Annotated in this window: 16 protein-coding genes; 11 read left to right on the top strand and 5 right to left on the bottom strand. The window is 62.2% G+C overall.

What is annotated here, in order from left to right; genetic code table 11:
- The first annotated feature begins 9 nt into the window (after positions 1-9).
- From FHS78_RS16700 to FHS78_RS16680, 5 genes are all read left to right on the top strand, one after another.
- A complete protein-coding gene (locus FHS78_RS16700; protein ID WP_167095516.1) occupies positions 10-1,173 on the top strand; it encodes an AI-2E family transporter in 1,164 nt (387 codons plus the stop codon).
- Entirely contained in the window at positions 1,173-1,850 is a 678-nt protein-coding gene (locus tag FHS78_RS16695) for a P-loop NTPase family protein (protein ID WP_167095515.1), read from the top strand. Before FHS78_RS16700 ends, FHS78_RS16695 begins: the two co-directional genes overlap by 1 nt.
- Positions 1,851-2,155: 305 nt before the next feature.
- Entirely contained in the window at positions 2,156-4,294 is a 2,139-nt protein-coding gene (locus tag FHS78_RS16690; RefSeq protein ID WP_167095559.1) for an RNA degradosome polyphosphate kinase, read from the top strand.
- A 30-nt stretch (positions 4,295-4,324) separates the two neighbouring features.
- Positions 4,325-5,818, top strand: a complete 1,494-nt coding sequence (gene ppx / locus FHS78_RS16685; protein WP_167095514.1) for an exopolyphosphatase — start codon at positions 4,325-4,327, stop codon at positions 5,816-5,818.
- An 80-nt stretch (positions 5,819-5,898) separates the two neighbouring features.
- On the top strand, positions 5,899-7,275 hold the full coding sequence (locus FHS78_RS16680; protein WP_205305352.1) for a 4Fe-4S ferredoxin: 1,377 nt from the start codon (positions 5,899-5,901) through the stop codon (positions 7,273-7,275).
- Positions 7,276-7,281: 6 nt separating this feature from the next.
- Here the strand turns inward: FHS78_RS16680 and FHS78_RS16675 are convergent, their stop codons facing one another.
- Positions 7,282-7,719: a MarR family winged helix-turn-helix transcriptional regulator gene (locus FHS78_RS16675; RefSeq protein WP_167095513.1), complete on the bottom strand. Its 438-nt coding sequence runs from the start codon at positions 7,717-7,719 to the stop codon at positions 7,282-7,284.
- 252 nt (positions 7,720-7,971) lie between these two features.
- Between FHS78_RS16675 and FHS78_RS16670 the strand changes: the two genes are divergently transcribed.
- Both FHS78_RS16670 and FHS78_RS16665 read left to right on the top strand, forming a co-directional pair.
- Positions 7,972-8,925 carry a diguanylate cyclase gene (locus FHS78_RS16670; protein WP_167095512.1) on the top strand — a complete coding sequence of 318 codons (954 nt, stop codon included), beginning with the start codon at positions 7,972-7,974 and terminating at the stop codon, positions 8,923-8,925.
- A gap of 28 nt (positions 8,926-8,953) precedes the next feature.
- Positions 8,954-9,913, top strand: a complete 960-nt coding sequence (locus FHS78_RS16665; RefSeq protein ID WP_167095511.1) for a diguanylate cyclase domain-containing protein — start codon at positions 8,954-8,956, stop codon at positions 9,911-9,913.
- An 18-nt stretch (positions 9,914-9,931) separates the two neighbouring features.
- On the opposite strand, the gene rnd is transcribed toward FHS78_RS16665, so the two are convergent.
- On the bottom strand, positions 9,932-11,086 hold the full coding sequence (gene rnd, locus FHS78_RS16660; RefSeq protein ID WP_167095510.1) for a ribonuclease D: 1,155 nt from the start codon (positions 11,084-11,086) through the stop codon (positions 9,932-9,934).
- A 191-nt stretch (positions 11,087-11,277) separates the two neighbouring features.
- Here rnd and aspS point away from each other — a divergent pair, with 191 nt between their 5' ends.
- Complete coding sequence (aspS, locus tag FHS78_RS16655) at positions 11,278-13,110, top strand: aspartate--tRNA ligase (RefSeq protein ID WP_167095509.1); 1,833 nt, start codon at positions 11,278-11,280, stop codon at positions 13,108-13,110.
- A gap of 90 nt (positions 13,111-13,200) precedes the next feature.
- Here aspS and FHS78_RS16650 read toward each other — a convergent pair whose 3' ends face one another.
- A complete protein-coding gene (locus tag FHS78_RS16650; protein WP_167095508.1) occupies positions 13,201-13,629 on the bottom strand; it encodes a phasin family protein in 429 nt (142 codons plus the stop codon).
- Positions 13,630-13,849: 220 nt separating this feature from the next.
- Between FHS78_RS16650 and FHS78_RS16645 the strand changes: the two genes are divergently transcribed.
- A complete protein-coding gene (locus FHS78_RS16645) occupies positions 13,850-14,308 on the top strand; it encodes a baeRF12 domain-containing protein (RefSeq protein WP_167095507.1) in 459 nt (152 codons plus the stop codon).
- Between the two features lie 9 nt (positions 14,309-14,317).
- Here FHS78_RS16645 and FHS78_RS16640 read toward each other — a convergent pair whose 3' ends face one another.
- A complete protein-coding gene (locus FHS78_RS16640) occupies positions 14,318-14,887 on the bottom strand; it encodes a fasciclin domain-containing protein (RefSeq protein ID WP_167095506.1) in 570 nt (189 codons plus the stop codon).
- Between the two features lie 385 nt (positions 14,888-15,272).
- Between FHS78_RS16640 and FHS78_RS16635 the strand changes: the two genes are divergently transcribed.
- Together FHS78_RS16635 and FHS78_RS16630 are read left to right on the top strand one after the other, a co-directional pair.
- Positions 15,273-17,111 (top strand): response regulator, encoded by a 1,839-nt coding sequence (locus FHS78_RS16635; RefSeq protein WP_167095505.1) that lies wholly within the window; start codon positions 15,273-15,275, stop codon positions 17,109-17,111.
- A gap of 515 nt (positions 17,112-17,626) precedes the next feature.
- A complete protein-coding gene (locus tag FHS78_RS16630; protein ID WP_167095504.1) occupies positions 17,627-18,283 on the top strand; it encodes a hypothetical protein in 657 nt (218 codons plus the stop codon).
- Here the strand turns inward: FHS78_RS16630 and FHS78_RS16625 are convergent, their stop codons facing one another.
- A complete protein-coding gene (locus FHS78_RS16625) occupies positions 18,284-21,994 on the bottom strand; it encodes a vitamin B12-dependent ribonucleotide reductase (protein WP_167095503.1) in 3,711 nt (1,236 codons plus the stop codon).
- Positions 21,995-22,286 lie beyond the last annotated feature (292 nt).

Raw genomic sequence — 22,286 nt, 5'->3', positions numbered from 1 at the left:
GAGAGGGCAATGAGCATTCAGCGGCAATTGATCGTCTGGGCCATCGTGGCGTTCGTCTTCGTGCTCATGCTCTGGCTGCTTGAAAGCATTCTCCTGCCCTTCGTGGCGGGCATGGCGATTGCCTATTTCCTCGATCCGATGGCCGACAAGCTGGAGGAGTGGGGGTTGTCGCGCCTCTGGGCGACCGGGGTAATCACCATCTTCTTCGTCATCGTCATGGTGGTGGCGGCGATCCTGATATTGCCGCCCGTCGTGCAGCAGGCGGTTTCGCTGGCGGAATCGCTGCCGAATCTGCTGGAAGAGGCGAGACAGGGGCTGCTGCACCTGACCTCGGCCCGGCTCGAGGCGATCTTCGGCGAGCGCGCGGCGGATATTCAGGACGCCATCAAGAATTCGCTGGGCGACAGCTTCGGCTGGCTGCTGAACATCATCGCCTCGGTCGGGTCGCAGGGGCTTCAGATCGCGGGCGTCATCGCCCTGGTGGTGGTGACGCCGGTCGTCGCCTTCTATCTGCTGCTCGACTGGGACCGGATGGTGGAGCGGATCGACCAGTTGCTGCCGCGCGACCACGCGCCGACCATCCGGGCGCTGGCCCGCGAGATCGACACGGTGCTGGAAGGCTATGTGCGCGGTCAGGTGCTGGTCTGCATCATTCTGGGCACCTATTACGCCATTGCCCTGTCGGCGGCGGGACTGCGCTTCGGTCTCATCGTCGGGATCATATCCGGCATCATCAGCTTCATTCCCTATCTGGGATCGCTGACCGGCTTCGTCATTTCGCTCATTCTGGCGCTGCTTCAGTTCTGGCCCGACTACACCCAGATCATTCTTATCATGGCGATCTACCAGCTGGGGCAGATCGTGGAGGGCAATTTCCTCCAGCCCAAGCTGGTGGGCGACCGGGTGCAGCTTCATCCCGTCTGGGTGATGTTCGCACTGTTCGCCTTCGGCGCGCTGTTCGGTTTCGTCGGCGCCCTGCTGGCCGTGCCCGTCGCCGCGGCAATCGGCGTCGTCGCGCGTTATTCGGTGGCGCGCTATCAGACGAGCCCGCTCTATCTCGGCGACCGGGCCTATTCGACGGGATCGGGCGATATGGTGGCGCAGGCCCAGCATGCGGAAGGGCGGCCCGTCCCGCCCGGCGTGGCGCCCACCAAGGAAACACCGGAAGGCTGATGGCCCGGCAACTCGTATTGGCATTGCCGCACCGCCCGGCGCTGGGGCGGGAGGATTTTCTGGTCGCAGCGTCGAACGAGACCGCGGTCGCGATGATCGACGCCTGGCCGGACTGGTCGGCGCCATGGCTCGTCCTGTCGGGACCGGCGGGAAGCGGCAAATCGCATCTCGCCGAGGTCTGGCGCATGAGAAGCGATGCGCGGCACGTCGCGCCCGCCGACTTGCCCGACGCCGATATCGCCGCCCTGGCCGCGAGCGGTCCGCTGGTGCTGGAGGGCATCGACGCGCTGTCGGAAAAGGGCGAGCGGGCGCTTTTCCATCTGGTGAACCTGACGCGGGAAGAGGGCGGGTTCCTGCTGATGACCTCGCGCACCGCGCCCGCTCAGCATCCCTTTACCTTGCCCGATCTCGCCTCGCGCCTGCGCGCCGCGCCGCATGCCGAACTGGGCAGCCCCGACGACGACCTGCTGGCAGGCGTGCTGGCAAAGCTCTTCGACGACCGCCAGCTCAATGTGCCGGAAACGCTGATCCCCTTTCTGCTGCCGCGCATGGAGCGCTCTGTGGCGGCGGCCCGTGCGCTGGTGGCCGCGCTGGACGAGGCGTCCCTGGCGGGGAAACGGCCTTTGGGGCCGCGGCTCGCCGCCGAGATACTGGAGCGCGGCCCGGCGCAGGATTGACCCCCAAGCCTTTGAGCGTTCAGGCGAAATCGGCTTTTCGGGGTCATATCTTGGTCATATAGTTTTCGTAATCTGCGATCCGTTTCATCATTCGATTTGATAGCCGACAGGCTGAACAGAAAGACGCGCCCCACATGACCACCGGTAAAGCCACGCGAAACGCCGCGGCCAGCGATATGGCCCAGCCGGATGACGCCCGGGACGCCGCGCCCAAACCGGCAGCGTCCAAGCCGGCCGCGTCCAGGCCCGCGGCGCCGAAGTCCGGCGCGACGGCGGCGCCGGATATTCCGGTCACGTCGATCGACATGACCCGGCCCGAACGGTTCATCAATCGCGAGCTGTCCTGGCTGGCCTTCAACCGGCGCGTGCTGGAAGAGTCGGAAAACCCCAACCACCCGCTTCTGGAACGGCTGCGCTTCCTGTCCATCTCGGCCTCCAACCTGGACGAGTTCTACATGGTCCGCGTGGCGGGCCTGCGCGGCCAGGTGCGCGCGGGCGTGGAGACGATGAGCCCGGACGGGCTGACGGTGGCCCAGCAGCTCGACCGCGTGAACGCGATGGCGAACGAGCTGATGAACGATCAGCAGGACCGCCTCGGCGAGTTGCTGAAGGAATTGCGTCAGGCGGGCATCTGCCTGCTGGAGCCGGAGGAAGTGACGGAGGAGGAGTTCTCCTGGGTCGAGACGCGCTTTCTCGAACAGGTCTTTCCGGTGCTGACGCCGCTGGCCATCGACCCGGCGCATCCTTTCCCCTTCATCCCCAATCTCGGTTTCGCGCTGGCGCTGCAACTGAGGCGGATCGGCGATGGCAAGATGATGGATGCGCTGCTGCCGGTGCCCCATCAGGTGGAACGCTTCATGCGCCTGCCGCCTGATATGGGGGGCAGGGGTACGGAAGGCACGATCCGTTTCATCAGTCTTGAAAACATGATCGGCCTGTTTCTCGACCGGCTGTTCCCCGGCTATCAGGTGGCCGGGCGCGGCGCCTTCCGCCTGCTGCGCGACAGCGATATCGAAATCGAGGAAGAAGCCGAAGACCTCGTGCGCTATTTCGAAAGCGCGCTGAAGCGCCGTCGCCGGGGCAGCGTGATCCGGCTGAAGATCGAAGCCGCCACGCCCGAGGGGCTGCGCAATTTCGTGGTGGACGAACTCGACGTCAGCGAAAAGGAACTGGTTCAGGTCGACGGCATTCTGGGGCTTGCCCAGGTCAGCCAGCTCATCGTGGACGATCGTCCGGACCTGAAATTCCCGCCCTATAATGCGCGCTTCCCCGAGCGGATCCGCGACCATGGCGGCGATTGCCTCGCGGCGATCCGGGCCAAGGATATTCTGGTCCATCACCCTTACGAATCTTTCGACGTGGTGGTGCAGTTCCTGCGGCAGGCTGCGGCCGACCCGGATGTCGTCGCGATCAAGCAGACGCTCTACCGCACCTCCAAGGACAGCCCCATCGTGGAGGCGCTGATCGAGGCGGCGGAGGCGGGCAAGTCCGTCACGGCGCTGGTGGAGCTGAAGGCGCGTTTCGACGAGGCGGCCAATATCGGCTGGGCGCGCGACCTGGAACGCGCCGGCGTGCAGGTGGTGTTCGGCTTCATCGAACTCAAGACCCACGCCAAGGTGTCGCTGGTGGTCCGCCGCGAGAGCGGCGTGCTGCGCTCCTATGTGCATTTCGGCACGGGCAATTACCACCCGATCACCGCGAAGATCTATACCGACTGCTCGATGTTCACCTGCGATCCGCGCCTGGCGCATGACGCGGCACAGCTCTTCAACTTCATCACGGGTTATGCCGAGCCGAAGGATATGGAGCTGCTCTCCGTCTCGCCGCTGAACCTGCGCAAGCGACTGCTCGCCGACATCCAGACCGAGATCGACAATGCAAGGGCGGGCCGCCCCGCCGCGATCTGGGCGAAGATGAACTCGCTGGTGGATACCGCGCTCGTCGATGCGCTCTACAAGGCCAGCCAGGCGGGCGTTCACATCGAACTCGTCATTCGCGGCATCTGCTGCCTGCGTCCGGGCGTGCCGGGTCTTTCGGAAAATATTCGTGTAAAGAGCATCGTCGGGCGCTTTCTCGAGCATTCCCGCATCGTCTGCTTCGGAAACGGCGCGGAACTGCCCTCCGACAAGGCGAAGGTCTATATCTCGTCGGCCGACTGGATGCCGCGCAATCTCGACCGCCGGGTGGAGACGCTCGTGCCGATCCTGAACCCCACGGTTCACGATCAGGTGCTGGACCAGATCATGCTGGCCAACCTCAAGGACAACCAGCAGAGCTGGGAACTGCGCCCCGATGGCCGATTCGTCCGCACCAGGGTGCCGGAGGGCGAGGAGCCCTTCAACGCGCACACCTATTTCATGAACAATGCCAGCCTTTCTGGACGCGGCAAGGCGCTGCAGAAGAATCTGCCGCCAAAATTCGACATCAAAGCCGCGCAGGATTAAAACGTCCTGCAAACGTCCAAGAGGGTTGAAGTGAGCCGCAGCAAGAAGAGCGGCCGGTTCGGCATTATCGATCTCGGCTCAAACTCTGTACGACTCGTGGTCTATGCCGGTGCGCAGCGCAATCCGGTACCGGTCTTCAATGAAAAGGTGATGTGCGGCCTTGGCCGTACCCTTGCGAGTACCGGGCGGCTCGATCCGAAAGGCATGGAACGGGCGCTGGCGGCGATGCGCCGCTTCATGGCGCTGCGCGACCAGATCGGGATCGACGAGCTGGTGGTCGCCGCGACGGCCGCCGTGCGCGACGCGGAGGACGGGGCCGAATTCGTCAGACAGGCCGAAGACATCTGCGGCTTTCCCTTCATGATCCTTTCCGGCAAGGACGAGGCCCGTTACGCCGCGCAGGGCGTTCTGTCCGGCACGCCCGATGCCGAAGGCGTCGTGGGCGATCTGGGCGGCGGCAGCCTCGAACTGGTGACGGTGGGCGGCGGCAAGATGGGCGAGGGCGCCACGCTGCCGCTCGGGCCGCTGCGCCTCATGGACCTTTCCAAGGGCAATCTCACCCTTGCCGAGACCATCGTCGAGAAGGAACTCAAGGATCTCGACTGGCTGAGGCGCCTGGAAGGGCGCCGTTTCTACGCGGTCGGCGGCGTCTGGCGGAATCTTGCCCGCATTCACATGGCGCAGCGCAAGTATCCTATCCATGTGCTGCACCATTATTCCATGCCCGCCTCCGAGGCGGCCGAGATTTCCCGCGTGATCGAAAAGCTCGGCCCCAAGACGCTCTCGCAGATCCCCGACGTGTCGGAACGCCGGATCGATGCGCTGCCCTATGGCGCGCTAATCCTTGACAAGATCCTGGCCGCCACAAGGGCAAAGGAAGTCATCGTCTCCGCCTACGGTCTGCGCGAGGGCGTACTGTTCGACCGGCTGGACGCTGAGGAAAAGGCGAAGGACCCGCTGATCGCAGGCGCGCACGATCTGGCGGGCCGTCTGGCGCGCTTTCCCGAGCATGGCGACGAGTTCTTCGACTGGACCGCGCCGCTCTTCGCCAAGGATCAACTGGGCGAAAACAAGGAGGAAGCGCGGCTGCGGCTCGCCGGCTGCATCCTCGCCGATATCGGCTGGTATGTGCATCCCGATTACCGGGCGCATCACGCCATGACCCAGATCATGCTGGCGCCTTTCTCCGGCATCGATCATCCCGGACGTATCTTTCTGGCTCGTGTGGGTTATCACCGGCATGAGGGGCGGGGAGAGCCGGACCTGCTGGGCGATCTCACCGGCATGATGAACGAGAAGGAGAACAACCGGGCGCTGGTGCTGGGCCTGGCGCTCCGTCTGGCCTTCACGCTGTGCGGCGCGACGACCGGCCTCCTGCCGCGCACCAGGCTGAGCGTGAGCAAGAACTTCGTGACCCTTACCCTCGACCGCAAGGACGAGGCGCTGACCGGCGAAGTCGTTGAAAAGCGCCTCAACGCGCTGGCCCGGACGCTGGGCCGGAAGGGCGAGATCAAGATCAAATAATCCGCGACGGACGGCATTAACCGCATTGACGACGCTCTCCGGCACTCTATATAGTGTAGATACACTATATAGAGTTTGGCATGACCGGGACGACGACCGAACATCGCGATATCGCCGCTTATCGGGCCCTGAAAGAAACGGGCGAGAGCGGACCCGCCTCAGGCGCATTGGAACCGCTCGACGCGGATTTCATTCGCGGGCTCTTCATCGAGGCCGGGGCGGACGATTGCGGCATTGTCGCGGCAAACGACCCGGCCGCGGCCGCGCAGGCCCACCTGATCGAGGCGCTTCTGCCGGGGACGCGGACGCTGGTGAGCTTCGTCTGCCGTATGAACCGGACGACCGTGCGCACCACGGTGCGCTCCGTCGCCAATGAAGAGTTCCACCAGACCTACGACCTGGTGAACGATGTCGCCCGCGACGTCGTGCGCAGGCTGGAGGATAGGGGGATCCGCGCGATCAATCCCGCCGCCGCCTTTCCGATGGAAGCGCAGAATTTCCCGACCAATATGCAGACCATCTCCCACAAGCCGCTGGCCGAAGCGGCCGGGATGGGCAAGATGGGGCTTCACCGCAACGTGATCCATCCGAAATTCGGCAGTTTCATCCTGCTGGGAACGGTTCTGATCGAAAACCCGGTGACGGAGGCGAGCGCGCCCCTCGACTATTCGCCCTGTCTGGATTGCCGTCTCTGCGTGGCCGCCTGCCCGGTGGAAGCCATCGGCGCGGACGGCACCTTCAACTTCTCGGCCTGCTACACGCATAATTATCGCGAGTTCATGGGCGGCTTTACCGACTGGGTGCATGAAGTCGCCGATGCCGGGGACGCGGAGGACTATGACCGCCGCGTGAGCCATGGCGAAACCGTGTCCATGTGGCAAAGCCTGTCCTTCAAGCCGGGCTACAAGGCGGCCTATTGCCTGAGCGTGTGTCCCGCCGGAACCGATGTGCTGGGGCCCTATGCCGACGACCGGATCGAATATCGCAAAACCTATCTCGACCCGTTGCTGGCGAAGGAGGAGACGGTCTTCGTGCTCGAAGACTCCGATGCCGCCGAGAGCGTTCCCAAGCGCTTTCCCCACAAGCAGACGAAACCGGTGGACTGGACGATCGAGAGCGACAATCCCTTCGCTTTCCTGTTCGGCCTGACGCTCACCTTCCAGCGCCGCAAGGCGCGGGGGGTGGACGCGGCGATCCATCTCACCGTGACGGGCGAGCAGGCGACCGAGGCCGCGCTGACGGTCGCCGACAACAGGCTGACGGTCGATTTCGGCGCGCCCGAAACACCGGCGGCGCATCTGTCCATCGGATGGGAAGACCTTCGCCGCCTGTTTCAGGGCAGGACCGAGCTTGCCGCGCTGGTGGAGGAGGGCGCGGCGCAAGTGGAGGGAAGCGAACAGAGCCTCGCGCGGGTTCTGGACTGTTTCCCGCGCTACCGGGTGAGCGAGACCGTTTAGGCGGCCTCAGACACCGCGAATGATCTGCTCAAGCGAGGATTTCGCCACCGGCCAGTCGTCGCCCAGCTCCGCCTCCACGGCGCGCTGGGCGGCCTGCCAATGGGGAAGGGCCTCATGCAGGCGCGTCTTCCCGCTGGCCGTGAGTTTGAGCGAAAGCGCACGGCCTTCGCCGGACGGCTCGCTCGAAACGAGGCCGGCCTCCTCCAGCACCTTCAGATTGCGCAGAAGCGTCGTCCGCTCCATGGCGAGAAGGTCGGCAAGCGCGCTTACCGATTTCGCGCGACCGTCCTTGACGGCGATCAGCAGCGTGAACTGCGTGATCCGCAGGCCGGTCGGCTTCAGGGCCTTGTCGTAGATCCGGGTCAGCTTGCGCGCGGCCATGCGCGCCCGCAGACAGGCGCAGTTTTCCCGCACCAGTTCTTCCAGCTCTTCATCGTCTTGCATCTGGCGTCATTCCCTTGGTCCGACCGGAAAAAGTGTACCTACACAAATCCAGGCGAACAAGGCTCGCATCGTCATGTCCTCGGGGTCGACGCGGTGTGCGTGAACAGAACAAAAAACATAAATTTCACAATGGGTTAAGTGCATTTTCCGGACGCGCGGCGAAAGGATTTGGAGAGGTTTGTATGTTTTGCTGGGGACGGTCTGAAAGCGAGAGTCGGAGGAAAGCCTCCAAACCACGGAGCGCCCGCGATCATGCAACCCAGCGATACGCCGAAAGACGAAATCCGGAAAGCGATCAACATTCTTGACCAGGAGCTGTTCAATCACAGCTTGTGGATGGACACGCTTCAGATGACGTTGGTCTGCCGCTTGCGGCCCGACGACCGGGACCTCGCCGCGGATGCCTACCGGCGCTGCCGTTTCGGGCAATGGTATTACGGCGAGGAAGGGCAACCTTTCCGTTCCAATCAGAATTTCATAGAGCTCGAAGCCGCGCACAGGAAGATGCACGAGCACGCCGCATGTTTGCTCAACCTGTCGATGCGGCATGAAGAAATTCCCGTCGCCGAATACGAACGGTTCCTTCATGAGCAAAGGCGCATGCGGCTTCAGATGGATACGCTCAAGCACGAGCTTGAGGACGAAGCCTTCAACCTGGATGCGCTGACGGGTGCGTTCAGCCGCTCAGGCATGCTGACGCGCCTTCGCGAACAGCAGAGCCTGGTGAAGCGCAACCTGGAAAGTTGCGTCATCGTCATGATGGATATCGACCACTTCAAGCTGGTCAATGACAATTACGGCCACACGGCCGGCGATCGGGTGCTCGCCGCCTTCGCACGGCATGTGATGTCGAATACCAGGCCCTTCGATCGCCTCTTCCGCTATGGCGGAGAGGAGTTTCTGCTTTGCGCTCCGCATACGGATATTGAGTCCGCCCACACCCTGATCGAGCGCATTCGGTCGGGACTGGAACAGCTTGCCATCGAAAACAATGGAGACGCGCCGCTGCATATCACCGCGTCATTCGGCATGACCATGCTCGATCCCGACCTTCCCGTTGTGGACTCGATAGATCGCGCGGACATTGCGACATACGCAGCCAAGCGGGCAGGCCGCAACCGGACCATGGTATGGGATTCTTCCATGACCAAGGCGGAGATGGGCGCGTCCGACCCGGTACGGTCCGTCGCCGGTACTGCTGGATAGGGAGCGGGCGTCGCCCCGGAAGAATTCGATGGGTCTTTTGGTCGAGGAAACGGACAGCGAAGGCGACGTCGTCTTTCCCGCCGCCGACGAAATTCGCGCCGCGATGGCAGACATCGACCGGCAGATCTTCGAGCATGTCGGGTGGCTGGACAAGCTGAACATGGCTCTTGTCTGCAAGCTTCCTTTCGATCCCGAAAACTTCCGTGAGAACGCGCATCATTGCTGTCCCTTCGGGCGCTGGTACGACAATGAATCTCCCGACTGGCTGCGTGATGTGCCGGGATATGAGGAGCTGGGCCAAAGCCACCGCAGGATGCATCAGGGGGCTCACGGCCTGCTCAGGCACTCTGCGGAAGGCCGCTCGATCGAAAAGGCCGAGTATGATGCCTTTCTGAAGCTGGTGGGGGATCTGCGCCTGCATATTTTGCTGCTCAAGCGCACCCTGGAAGACATGCTCTTCGACTTCGACCCGCTCACCGGCGCGGGCAATCGAGTGGGGATGATGGCCAAGCTGCACAAGCAGCAGCAACTGGTCGACCGTCAACTCGTGGATTGCATGCTGGTGATGATGGATCTCGACGAGTTCAAGCAGGTCAATGACAGTTACGGCCACACCGCGGGCGACCGTGCGCTTATGTCCTTTGCCAGATACATCATGGATTCCACCCGGCCCTTCGACATGCTGTTCCGCTATGGCGGCGAGGAGTTTCTGCTCTGCGCTCCGCAATCGGGACGGGACATGGCGCTGGAAACCGTCGAGCGCATCAGGAAAGGCCTGATGGAAGTGCCTGTGACGACCGGCGACGGCGATCCGGACGCCAAGGCGTTTCAAATCACCGCATCTTTCGGTATCGCTTTCATGGAAAAAGGCATCGCCGCGGAGGAGGCGCTCCGCCGCGCGGACGTCGCCGTCTACGCAGCCAAGAAGGCCGGGCGGAACTGCACGAGAATCTGGTTGCCCGGCATGGGCACCCGGCCGAACGCCTGAGCGGGCATCGGCGAGAGCCTATCGGCCGGTTTCGATCAGAACGATCTTCTTGCCTTGGGCGCCAAGCGCCAGCTCGCCCTTTTTCAGCCGCAGCGCATCCTCGCCGAAAAGCTCCCGCCGCCAGCCCTTGAGGGCGGGGACATCGGCTTCTTCATGCGCAGCGATGAGTTCGAGGTCCGACACATTGGCGACGAGCTTTTGCGCCACGTCGTGCTTTTCGCATTTGAGCTTCAGCAGCACTTTGAGAAGTTCCACCAGCGGGCCGATACCCGGCGGCAGGGGCTCGGGGCCCTCGACGACGGGAATGTCTTCCTCGGACATGGCCAGCCCCCGCTCGATGGCCTCGATCAGCCCTTGCGCGGAGCGCCCGCCGGAAAAGCCGCGCGGGATCGCCCGAAGCTGTTCCAGCTCTTCGAGCGAGCGGGGAAGCTGCGTCGCGATCTCGTAAAGCGCATCGTCCTTCATGATCCGCCCGCGCGGGATGTCGCGCTCCTGCGCCTGCCTTTCGCGCCAGGCCGCGGCCTCCACCAGCACGGCGAGGCCCTGCCGGCCGCGATAGCGCATCTTGAGGCGCTTCCAGGCATTTTCCGGTTTCATTTCATAGGTGGCCGGGGCCTGAAGGATGGCCATTTCCTCGCCCACCCAATGGACGCGCCTGGTCTTGGTCAGCCGCCGCGCCAGCACCTCGTAGATGGTACGCAGATGGGTGACGTCGGCCATCGCATATTTGAGCTGCTTGTCGCTGAGCGGCCGGCGCGACCAATCGGTAAAGCGGGAGGATTTGTCCACGCTGCCGCCCGTGAGCCGCTTCACCAGCGTTTCGTAGCCCACGCTGTCGCCGAACCCGCAGACCATCGCGGCCACCTGCGTGTCGAACAGCGGGTCGGGAATGGTGTTGCCATCATGGAAGAAGATTTCGATGTCCTGCCGGGCGGCGTGGAACACCTTCACCACGTTCCGGTCGGCCATCAGCCGGTAGAAGGGGGCAAGGTCGATCCCCTCGGCCAGCGGGTCGATAATGGCTTCATCGTCGGGCCCGGCCACCTGGATCAGGCAGAGTTTCGGCCAGAAGGTGGAGTCCCGCATGAACTCCGTATCGACGGTGATGAAGCCGGCCTTGGCGAGACGCTCGCATAGGGATTCCAGAGCGTCGGTTTTCGTAATTATGTTCATGGGCCGGTTCTATACCGCATGGCGCACGGCCTGTCCTGCATGAAGGCCGGCCCGCCGCCGCCATGCGAGGGCAAAGCTGGGCCTCGCGGTCTTGACAAGGCAGGTACATCCATGCGCTTTTCGCGCGTCAAATTCATTCACTCCTCCTGATTTGATGACGATTCGTCCTTGAATCTCAAGGCCTTGCAGAAATGAACAAATTCCGCAGCCACACCTGTGGCGAGCTTTCCAAGTCCGATGTCGACAAGACCGTGCGCCTGTCCGGCTGGGTTCACCGCAAAAGAGACCATGGCGGCCTGCTTTTTATCGACCTCCGGGACAATTACGGGCTGACCCAGCTCGTCTTCGACCCCGACCGGGCAGACGCTTTTGCGATTGCCGAGCGCGTGCGCGCCGAGTCGGTTCTCTCCGTGGAGGGGCAGGTGGTGGCCCGCTCCGACGAGACGGTCAATCCGAACCTCGTGACCGGTGAAATCGAGATCCGGGTGGAGGGCGTCGAAGTGCTCTCCGATGCGCAGGAACTGCCGCTCCCGGTCTTCGGCGAGCCCGATTACCCCGAAGAGACGCGGCTTACCTATCGGTTCCTCGATCTGCGCCGCGAGACGCTTCACAGCAACATCCTGAAGCGCTCCCAGATCATTTCGTCGGTCCGCCGCCGTATGACGGAGGAAGGCTTCCTGGAGTTCCAGACGCCGATCCTGACGGCCTCCTCGCCGGAGGGTGCGCGCGACTTCCTGGTGCCCTCGCGCATGCATCCCGGCCAGTTCTACGCGCTGCCCCAGGCGCCGCAGCAGTTCAAGCAGCTCATCATGGTGGCGGGCTTCGACCGCTACTTCCAGATCGCGCCCTGCTTCCGCGACGAGGATGCGCGCGCCGACCGCTCGCCGGGCGAGTTCTATCAGCTCGACGTGGAAATGAGCTTCGTCGAGCAGGACGATGTCTTCAACGCCATCGAGCCGGTGCTGCACGGCCTGTTCGAGGAGTTCGCCGACGGACGCGAAGTGTCCCCGCTGCCGTTCCCGCGCATTCCCTTCGCCGAGGCGATCCGCAAATACGGCTCCGACAAGCCGGATCTGCGCAACCCGATCGAGATGCAGGATGTGACGGACGCCTTCCGCGGCTCCGGCTTCAAGGTCTTTGCGAACCTGATCGAGCAGAACCACCAGACGGAAGTCTGGGCGATCCCCGCGCCGGGCGGCGGCAACCGCGCCTTCTGCGACCGGATGAACTCCTGGGCGCAGTCCGAAGGGCAGCCGGGCCTCGGCTATATCTTCTTCCGCGAGGAAGAGGGCGGCGTGCAGGGCGCAGGCCCCGTGGCCAAGAATATCGGTCCGGAGCGCACGGCGCAGATCCGCGAACAGCTCGGCCTCGGCGCCGGCGACGCGGTCTTCTTCGTGGCGGGTATCCCGTCCAAATTCTACCAGTTCGCAGGGCTCGCCCGCACGCGGGTGGGCGAGGAACTCGAACTGGTCGAGCAGGGCATCTTCAAGTTCTGCTGGATCGTCGATTTCCCGATGTTCGAATGGGACGAGGACGAGAAGAAGATCGACTTCTCGCACAACCCCTTCTCCATGCCGAACTATCCGCTGGACAAGTTCCTGGAACTCGATCCGTCGAATTCCGACGAGATCCTGGGCATGACCGCCTTCCAGTACGACATCGTCTGCAATGGCGTGGAGCTGTCCTCCGGCGCCATCCGGAACCACAAGCCGGATGTCATGTACAAGGCCTTCGAGATCGCGGGTTATGACAAGTCGGTCGTCGAGAACAAGTTCGGCGGCATGCTGAACGCGTTCAAATACGGCGCGCCGCCCCATGGCGGTATCGCGCCGGGCATCGACCGGATCGTGATGCTGCTGTGCGGCGAGGAAAACCTGCGCGAAGTGACCATGTTCCCGATGAACCAGCAGGCGCAGGACCTGCTGATGCAGGCGCCCTCCGAGGTGGATGCAAGGCAGCTCAAGGAACTGCACATCCGCGTCGTGCCGCCGCTGGAGAAGAAGGCGGACAAGAAGGACGACTGACGTCTTTCAGCGCAAGGCATTTCAGCCCGGCGGGCGCGCATCGCATGAGCGGTGACGCTCGCCGGGTTTTTCATGTCCGGCCGGAAGGCTTTATTCCGCCGCCGCCTGCTGCTTGGCCTGCGCCGGTGCCTTCTTCGCGGTCTGCTTCGCGGCCTCGTCCGGCGCGATCTCCGACATGGCTTCGATATTGTCGTTGGTCATCTTCCGCCAGATATCGCCGAGCGCGCGCATCTCTTCGAGATAGGCCGATGCCGCATCGGTCAGATACTTGTTCTGCACCTTCACGGCGTCCATCGGAGACTTCGCCTCGCGGAGCTGGTCGAAAGCGTCCTTGGCCACTTCCATGCGCTGCTCCGTAAAGCGCTTCATCTCGTCCTGCCAGGCGGCCATGCCGTCCTTGCAGGCACCGAGAGACTCGTTCATCGCTTTTTCGACCGACGTGCCGCCAATCGGAAAGAAATTTTCCAGTTGGCTGCCGAACAGTCCGCCGAAATCCTTGCCGTTCTCCTGTTTGGTCACGGGTAAGCTCCTCAAATCCTGCCGACAAAAAACTACCGGCCCTCATGCGGGCGGGCCCTTACACGAAGAACCGGACGAACGCAGGATAGTCTGAGAAGTTTGTTTCTATTGTGACATGATCTGAATCAAGCTCATGCAGATTCAACGCCGTCAGAATGGATGTTGAAAGAGAAACCGCTGCCGACAATATCTTCTATGCGGACAAACGGACGGGACAGCCATGACACCGAAAAAGATCTGGGTTCTGGTCGCCAACGGCCACAGTGCGAAGATGTATGAGAGCGCGAAGCGCAATGAAGGGCTGAGGGAAGCCTTGCCCTACGAGCTTCACATGCCCAATCCGCCTTCCGGCAAGAAAGGCGATGACGACCGCCCGGGCCGGGTGCATGAAAGCGTCGGCGCGCAGCGCCACGCCATGGAACCGCGCTCCGATATGGAAAAGCTCGCGAAGGAAAATTTCGCCCGCTACGTCGCCACGGTGCTGGGCGAGGAAGCGCAAAAGGGAAAATTCGACGAACTGGTTGTCGTCGCCTCGCCCGAATTTCTCGGCGACCTGCGCGACGAACTGCATGGCGAGATCCGGAAAAGGGTTGTGGGCGAGATCGACAAGGATCTCACCCACATGAAGCCGAAAGAGCTGCGCGACCGGGTGTCCGCCGATCTCGACCTGTTGCTCTGACGCCGAACGCTATTCGGCCGCGGCGGCGCCGGCCGTCTCCGGGTCGACATCGGAGAAGGAGGGCATGGGGACGCCGTCGATCGGGACGAGTATGCCGTTCGCCGCGCGGACCGGGTCTCCGGCGACGCTCCCGCCATAGTCACCCCCATATCGGACCGTTCCGTCCTTCATGGCGATTTCCACCTTGCCCTTCTGGTAGGTGGTCATCACGCGGGGCGTTTGAAGCGCATCCATATCCACCCGGCCGGACACGATCTGATAGAGCAGCAGCGCCTGGACATTGTTTTTCGTGCTCTCGTTCGACGGTGCGATCATGTCCCCATATCCGCCGGGGATCATTTCGAAGGCGTCATTGGTTGGCGCGAACACGGTGCGGGCATCGCCCCCCTGATAGCGCCATTGCAGGCCGACGCCCTCGATAATCCGTGCAAGGATCGAGAAGCGGGAATCCGTGCTGATGACGGACCACAGATCGCCCTGGGCCGTCTTCTGTGCCGCCTGCGCGGCGCCTGCGGAAAGGCCGACGACCATCAGGACGACGGCGGGCAGGGAGACCGCATTGCGGAAAAATTTGGTCATGAAGGCCTCCTTTGAGTGTTCTTTGCGGTTGCGGGGCGGGAAGTCCTTTCCGCCCTGCCGGCAGCCGCCATCTGGCGTCAGCATTCGGGCCGTTCTGGGGCGGCGGGCCGGAAAGCGTCTATTTCGGGCGAGCCGTTTTTCCAGAATATCCGGACAAGCCGTATCCGTGTGTCTTATTGAAAAAATCTCGTGTTTTTCCGCAGTGTAGTACCGCCAAAACGAAGAAATCACGATCTAACCCGAGCATAAATTTACCTTTGAGTTAAGGACTCGCAGCGAGAATCCGGCATGTGATTACGGCAGGAAACCTGCCTGCATCGTTGAATCGGATGGCCCCGGCATGAGTCTCGGCAAACAAGCCATGAAAATACCCGGAAGGATCGACTTGCCCGATTGGCTCGGGCAGGCCTTCTCGCTGGGAAAGTGGCGCTTCGACATCGCCGCGGATCGCCTGCATCTCGATCACCCGCGATTGACGAAGCTGGGGATCCCCAGACAGCCGGTGTTCTCGCCCGACTATCAGACGCCTTCTCTGGACCGGCTTCACGCATGGCTGGGCGAATGCGTGCCGGGCGATGCTGTGACGTTGAACTTCACGGAAGACCGTTCGCCCTTCTCGGTGCGGGCCTGCTGTACGGAGCGGGACGAGTATCACGTTGCCGGTTTTTTCCAGGATTTGTCCGATCCCATTTTCGGCAACGGGGCCGACAAGCGCTTTCGCATGGCGCTGGAGGGAGCGGCGCACGGAATTGCGCTGGTCTCGCTGGACGGGTCATGGCTGCAGGTCAACAATGCCCTGATCGACATGCTGAGATACACGGAGGACGAGCTTTACGAAAAGACCTTCCAGGACATAACGCATCCGGACGATCTGGAAGCCGATCTCGATCTTCTTCACGAATGCGTGGAAGGCAAGCGCACCACCTACCAGATGGAGAAGCGCTATTTCCGCAAGGACGGCGAACTGATCTGGGTCCATCTCGCCGTCGCCGTCATCCGCTCGGACAATGGCGCGCCGCTCTATTTCATTTCGCAAATTCAGGACATCTCCGCCCAGAAGAGCGGCGAAACCGAACTGATCGAGGCCCGCGACGCCGCCCGGTGGGCGAACAAGGCGAAGAGCGATTTTCTGGCGGCGATGAGCCATGAAATCCGCACGCCGATGACCGGTGTTCTCGGTATGTTGACACTGCTGGAACAGACCGGCGCAACCGACGACCAGAAGGCGATGATCGAGACGGCGCAGCATTCCGCGGAGATGCTGTTGTCGATCATCAATGACATTCTCGACATGGCCAAGCTGGAGGCCGGCAAGCTCGACATCGACGATATCGATTTCAATGCCGACACGGTCTTCCGGATGGTTTGCGATCTGATGGCCGGGCGGGCGGAGGAAAAGGGGCTGACCTTCAACGCGGTCCTGCCCATTTCCGCGCGCAGATGGCTGAAGGGCGATCCGAACCGCATCTCCCAGATCCTGTTCAACCTGCTCGGCAACGCGGTGAAGTTCACCGAGCGCGGCACGGTCTCGCTCTTTGCCGAAACGAGGCAGGGCCTGCAGTCGCTGGAACTTGTGTTGCGCGTCATCGATACCGGCCCGGGCATACCGGAAGACAGGCGGAAAACGATTTTCGAAGAGTTCGAGCAGCTTCAGCAGGGGCGGCAGCGCCATGACGGCACCGGCCTCGGCCTGGCCATCACCGCCCGTCTCGTCTCATTGATGAACGGATCGATCGAGCTGGAAAGCGAGGTGGGCAGGGGATCGGAATTCCGCGTCGTGCTGCCCGTGAAGCCCGGCAAGCCGCAGGAAGCCGACCGGCAGGCGGAAGAGGACGCGGCAAATGTCGTATCCAGCCCGCTGGCGGGGCGCCGTGTGCTGGTCGTCGAGGACAACGAGATCAATCGCAAGGTCGTCAAGGGCATGCTGGATATTGTCGGCATCGAGGTCGCATTCGCTTTCAACGGGGCGGAAGGGCTTGAGATGCTGAAGGGAGCGGAGTTCGATGCCGTTCTGATGGATATCGAAATGCCCGTCATGGACGGGCTGACCGCGACGCGCCGGCTGCGCGAGGGCGGCGCGGGCCTGCCCGTGATCGGCTTCACCGCCAATGCCTCGGCGGAAGACCGTGCAGCCTGCCTCGAGGCGGGCATGGACGATGTCGTCACCAAACCCGTCCGCCCGGCCGAGCTGCTCCTCACCATCTCGAAACATCTGTCGAGCTGACAGGAAAAAGAGATATGATGGCCAGTGTGACTTTTGTTCGCTGCTAACCTAGCTGGCACTCTATACCACTATATTGCAAATCTAATGTGCTGCAGGCTATGCGTTCGTTACATCTGTTTTTGTCAAAGCAGACTGGGAGGGGCACTAGGTAATGACGAGTGCTGTGATTGAGATGAGAACTTCGTAGACGCCTAAGGTACAGAGAACGTCTCGAGCGCCTAGTGCGGGTTGCGGCGAAGCGGACAAAGTGGGTGAAGGGGAGAAGAAAGCCTACTTCCCCATAGACACGTCACGGCCCGGATAAGTCGGGCCATGCCATTTTTGTTGTGATAGTTACTCCGCCAGCCAATTCCGCGCAGTAGGCCACTTCATCTTCACGCAACTGGTCGTTCGGTCGTGCCCTTCGAGGCGCGAGATCAGATTGGCACGGGCGCGGAGGGTTGGAGAGGAAATGGTTCCGAGTGTCCGATATGCTGAGCAGATAAACAGTAGCGGATCGTCCTCAGGAGAAAGGCATGGCAAAAGGAACATCAGGAATTCCTCCAAACATGGAAGACTTCATGAATGAAAATTTTGATGCCGTAGCCAATTCGCCTCACGAGTGGTTCATGCAATCTCAGAAGTTGTGGTTCTGTGCAAAGATCATCCTCGAAATTTGCACTAGCGCAAAACAGGAGATGTCTAATCAATGGGCTAAGCAAAAGAAAGCTTCATCGGAGGTTGACGCCGATAAAGAAGCTGAACAGTTCCCTAGGCCAATCGCAAAAACCGAGTGGGCTATGATGTCGGAGAATACCGGACTCATGTTGCTTGGAATGGCTTTCGAATGTCTTATGAAGTCAATTTTGATCGCACAGGCAGACATTCCTGCTGCAAAAATGGGCGTGTACAAACCGCCGGCGGGGCACGACCTCGTTGAAATGGCCAAGCTTATTGATGACACAACGAACACGAGGGAAATTGAACTTTTAAGGGTGCTAACAGAATGTGTGCTGTGGCGAGGGCGTTATCCCACGGCGAAACGAGTCTCGGTTATTTCATCCTTCTATTCGTTCACGGAAACAGAGGGTTCCTTTCTTTGGTATGGTGCTGACAAAGATCACGATGACGACAAGGTTATCTCTGCCTTGTATCACCGGCTAGCACAACGGGCGCTACAGGCTTGGCGATAGCTAACTACAGCCGCTCGTACTCCCGCAGGTGTCGCATTTGAGGCAGGTGCCGTTCCTGACCATGGTGAAGTTGCCGCATTCGCCGCAGGCTTCGCCCTCATAGCCCTTCATCCGGGCTTCGGTGACGCGGGACATGGTGCTGGCCGCGAAGCTGCCGCCCCCGCCGCCGCCCGATACCGCGACGCTCGCTTCCACGGTTTCTTCATGCAGGCTGATGCCCGCCATGTCTTCGGCGTCCAACGTCGCGTCGAGCATGGCCTGGGTGCCGGTTTTCTCGGCCGCCTTCTTGGCGTCCGACGCCGCGCCGCCGCGCACGAGGTAGAGATTGCCGAGCTGCGCGTTGCGCGTATAGCCGGGGCTCACCACGGCGGAGGCGGGGACCGCTTCCGGCAGCTTGCCTTCATCCGCGCCGTCGCCCATGGCCGTGTGGTCGAGGTCTTCCGGTTCCACATGGCCGAGGTCGGACCGGCCGAGATAGGAGACGGCCAGCTCGCGGAACACATAGTCGAGGATCGACGTCGCATTCTTGATGCGATCGTTCCCCTGAACGAGGCCCGCCGGCTCGAAGCGCGTGAAGGTGAAGGCCTCCACATATTCTTCCAGTGGCACGCCATATTGCAGGCCGAGCGAGATGGCGATGGCGAAATTGTTCATCAGCGAGCGGAAAGCGGCGCCTTCCTTGTGCATGTCGATGAAGATTTCGCCGATCTTGCCGTCGTCATATTCGCCGGTGCGCAGATAGACCTTGTGACCGCCCACAAGCGCTTTCTGCGTGTAGCCCTTGCGCCGGTCGGGCAGGCGCTCGCGGGAGCGCTCCACGACACGTTCCACCACACGCTCGGCAACCACGCGGGCGCGTTCCTGAGCCGGTGCGGCGGCGACGCGCTCGACGAAGGTCTCTTCCTCGTCCTCGTCGAGATCCTCGTCCTCGAGGATCTGCGCATTGAGCGGCTGGGAAAGTTTGGACCCGTCGCGGTAAAGCGCATTGGCCTTGAGACCCAGCTTCCAGGACAGCATATAGGCCGCGTTGCACTCTTCCACGCCTGCATCGTTCGGCATGTTGATCGTCTTGGAGATCGCGCCGGAGATGAAAGGCTGGGCCGCCGCCATCATGCGGATATGGCTCTCCACGGAGAGGAACCGCTTGCCCGTGCGGCCGCACGGATTGGCGCAGTCGAAGACCGGCAGATGCTCGTCCTTCAGATGCGGCGCGCCTTCGAGCGTCATGGCGCCGCAGACATGGAGATTGGCGGCTTCGATTTCGGCATTGGTGAAGCCGATGGCGCGCAGAAGGTCGAAATCGAGATCGTCCATCGCCTCGGCGTCGAGCCCCAGCACCTGCGTGCAGAACTCCTCGCCCAGCGTCCATTTGTTGAAGACGAAGCGAATGTCGAAGGCCGTGGCGAGGGCGCCTTCCACGGTTTCGATCTCCGCTTCGGTGAAGCCCTTGGCGCGCAGCGCGGCATGATTGACGCCCGGCGCGTCGGCCAGCGTACCGTAGCCGACCGCGTAGCCGACAATGCCCTCGATCTCCTCGCGCGAATAGCCGAGCGTATTGAGAGCCTGCGGCACGGCGCGGTTGATGATCTTGAAATAACCGCCGCCGGCCAGCTTCTTGAATTTCACCAGTGCGAAATCGGGCTCGATGCCGGTGGTGTCGCAATCCATCACCAGGCCGATCGTGCCGGTCGGCGCGATGACGCTGGCCTGGGCGTTGCGATAGCCATAGGCCTCGCCCATGGCGCAGGCGACGTCCCATGCCGCGCGGGCATGGTCGATCAGGTCGCGTTGCGGGCAGTTTTCGGCGTCGAGCGGCACCGGCGGCTGGTTGACCCCCTCATAGCCGGCGGTCACGCCATGCGCCGCGCGGCCGTGATTGCGCATCACGCGCAGCATGTGATCGGCATTGTCGGCATAGCCGGGGAAGGGGCCGAGTTCCTTGGCCATCTGGGCCGACGTCGCATAGGAAACGCCCGTCATGATGGCGCTGATGGCACCCGTGATGGAGCGCGCCTGATCGGAATCGTAGGGGATGCCGCAGGACATGAGCAGCCCGCCGATATTGGCAAAGCCCAGCCCCAGCGTGCGGTAGCGATAGGAAAGCTCCGCGATCGCCTTGCTCGGGAACTGCGCCATGGCGACGGAGATTTCCAGAACGATGGTCCAGAGCTTCACGGCATGCTCGAAGGCCTCCACATCGAAGCGGCCATTGTCCTCGCGGAACTGGATGAGGTTGAGCGAGGCGAGGTTGCAGGCCGTGTCGTCCAGGAACATATATTCCGAGCACGGATTGCTGGCGCGGATCGGGCCGGAGGCAGGGCAGGTGTGCCAGTCGTTGATGGTGGTGTGGAACTGGATGCCGGGATCGGCGCTCGCCCAGGCGGCGTGGCCGACCGAATCCCAGAGGTCGCGCGCCTTCAGCGTGCGGGCCTCGGTGTCGCGGGTCCGGTTTCGCAGCGTCCAGTCGCCGTCATTCTCCACAGCCTGCAGGAACTCGTTCGTCACGCGGATGGAATTGTTGGAGTTCTGGCCGGAGACGGTGAGATAGGCTTCCGAATCCCAGTCCGTGTCATAGGTGCGGAAGTCGATTTCCCTGTAGCCCTGTTTGGCGAACTGGATCACGCGCTGGATATAGTTCTCCGGCACATGCGCCTTGCGCGCGGCCAGCACTTCGCGCTTGAGCGCGGGGTTCTTCTTCGCGTTGAAGCAATCGTCATCGGGGCCGTCGCAGTTCACGCAGGCCTTCATGATGGCATTGAGGTGCTTCCGGTTGATCTTGGAGCCGGTCACCAGCGCGGCGACCTTCTGTTCCTCGGTCACCTTCCAGTTGATGAATTCCTCGATATCGGGGTGGTCGACATCGACGATCACCATCTTGGCCGCGCGCCGCGTGGTGCCGCCGGACTTGATCGCGCCCGCCGCCCGGTCGCCGATCTTGAGGAAGCTCATCAGGCCCGACGACTTGCCGCCGCCCGACAGCGGTTCGTTCTCGCCGCGCAGCGAGGAGAAATTCGTGCCCGTGCCCGAGCCGTATTTGAAGAGACGCGCCTCGCGGACCCAGAGGTCCATGATCCCGTTTTCGTTCACGAGGTCGTCGCCCACGCTCTGGATGAAGCAGGCATGGGGTTGCGGGTGCTCGTAGGAGCTGGTGGCGCGCACCGTCTCGCCGGTTTCCGGATCGACGTAGTAGTGGCCCTGCGCCGGGCCGTCGATGCCATAGGCCCAGTGAAGGCCGGTATTGAACCATTGCGGCGAATTGGGCGCGGAAATCTGCGCGGCCAGCATGAAGCGCATCTCGTCGTAAAACGCCTGCGCGTCGCCCTCGCCGTCGAAATAGCCGCCTTTCCAGCCCCAATAGGTCCAGGTGCCGGCAAGGCGGTTGAAGACCTGCCGCGCATCCTTTTCCGGGCCGAAGCGTTCTTCTTCCGGGAGCGCGGCCAGCGCTTCCTCATCGGGCACCTGGCGCCAGAGCCAGGAGGGAACCGTCTCTTCCTCGACCGGCTTCAGCTTCGCCGCTACGCCCGCCTTGCGGAAATATTTCTGGGCCAGGATGTCGCTCGCGACCTGGCTCCATTCCGCCGGAACCTGAATGTCGTCCAGATGGAATACGACCGAACCGTCCGGATTGCGGATCTCGCTCGTGGCCGTTCTGAAGGGAATGCTCTCATAGGGGCTGTGCCCCTCGACGGTAAAGCAACGTTGGATACGCATATCTGGCCCCGGTCTCCGCATTTTCTGGTCGCTGCGCTCTTCTCAGGAGGCTGGGAGCGGAGACAAGCAATCCCCTGCGCCGGACGCATTCCTTTCAAACGGGTCTAACCGTTTGATCCGAAATGTTTTTCCGTCGCTCAGATGGTCGTTTCTTAACGGGAGCCTGTCGCCTCGCGCCCCATCCCCTGAGAGGAGAAAATCCTATGAAGGGTCCGCCCATGCGTCAAGCGATAGCGTGTCGCGCCTGATAAATCGCAACATATTGAGGTTCGATTTCAGCCTGACTCACTCG

The sequence above is a fragment of the Parvibaculum indicum genome (assembly GCF_011762095.1).
Classification (GTDB): Bacteria; Pseudomonadota; Alphaproteobacteria; order Parvibaculales; family Parvibaculaceae; genus Parvibaculum; species Parvibaculum indicum.
This window is presented reverse-complemented; position numbering and strand designations above follow the sequence as displayed.

Coding starts and splice junctions, on each gene's coding strand:
- FHS78_RS16700 (WP_167095516.1), top strand. CDS start 10: ATGAGCATTCAGCGGCAATTGATCGTCTGGGCCATCGTGGCGTTCGTC.
- FHS78_RS16695 (WP_167095515.1), top strand. CDS start 1,173: ATGGCCCGGCAACTCGTATTGGCATTGCCGCACCGCCCGGCGCTGGGG.
- FHS78_RS16690 (WP_167095559.1), top strand. CDS start 2,156: ATGACCCGGCCCGAACGGTTCATCAATCGCGAGCTGTCCTGGCTGGCC.
- FHS78_RS16680 (WP_205305352.1), top strand. CDS start 5,899: ATGACCGGGACGACGACCGAACATCGCGATATCGCCGCTTATCGGGCC.
- FHS78_RS16675 (WP_167095513.1), bottom strand. CDS start 7,719: ATGCAAGACGATGAAGAGCTGGAAGAACTGGTGCGGGAAAACTGCGCC.
- FHS78_RS16670 (WP_167095512.1), top strand. CDS start 7,972: ATGCAACCCAGCGATACGCCGAAAGACGAAATCCGGAAAGCGATCAAC.
- FHS78_RS16665 (WP_167095511.1), top strand. CDS start 8,954: ATGGGTCTTTTGGTCGAGGAAACGGACAGCGAAGGCGACGTCGTCTTT.
- rnd (WP_167095510.1), bottom strand. CDS start 11,086: ATGAACATAATTACGAAAACCGACGCTCTGGAATCCCTATGCGAGCGT.
- aspS (WP_167095509.1), top strand. CDS start 11,278: ATGAACAAATTCCGCAGCCACACCTGTGGCGAGCTTTCCAAGTCCGAT.
- FHS78_RS16645 (WP_167095507.1), top strand. CDS start 13,850: ATGACACCGAAAAAGATCTGGGTTCTGGTCGCCAACGGCCACAGTGCG.
- FHS78_RS16640 (WP_167095506.1), bottom strand. CDS start 14,887: ATGACCAAATTTTTCCGCAATGCGGTCTCCCTGCCCGCCGTCGTCCTG.
- FHS78_RS16630 (WP_167095504.1), top strand. CDS start 17,627: ATGGCAAAAGGAACATCAGGAATTCCTCCAAACATGGAAGACTTCATG.
- FHS78_RS16625 (WP_167095503.1), bottom strand. CDS start 21,994: ATGCGTATCCAACGTTGCTTTACCGTCGAGGGGCACAGCCCCTATGAG.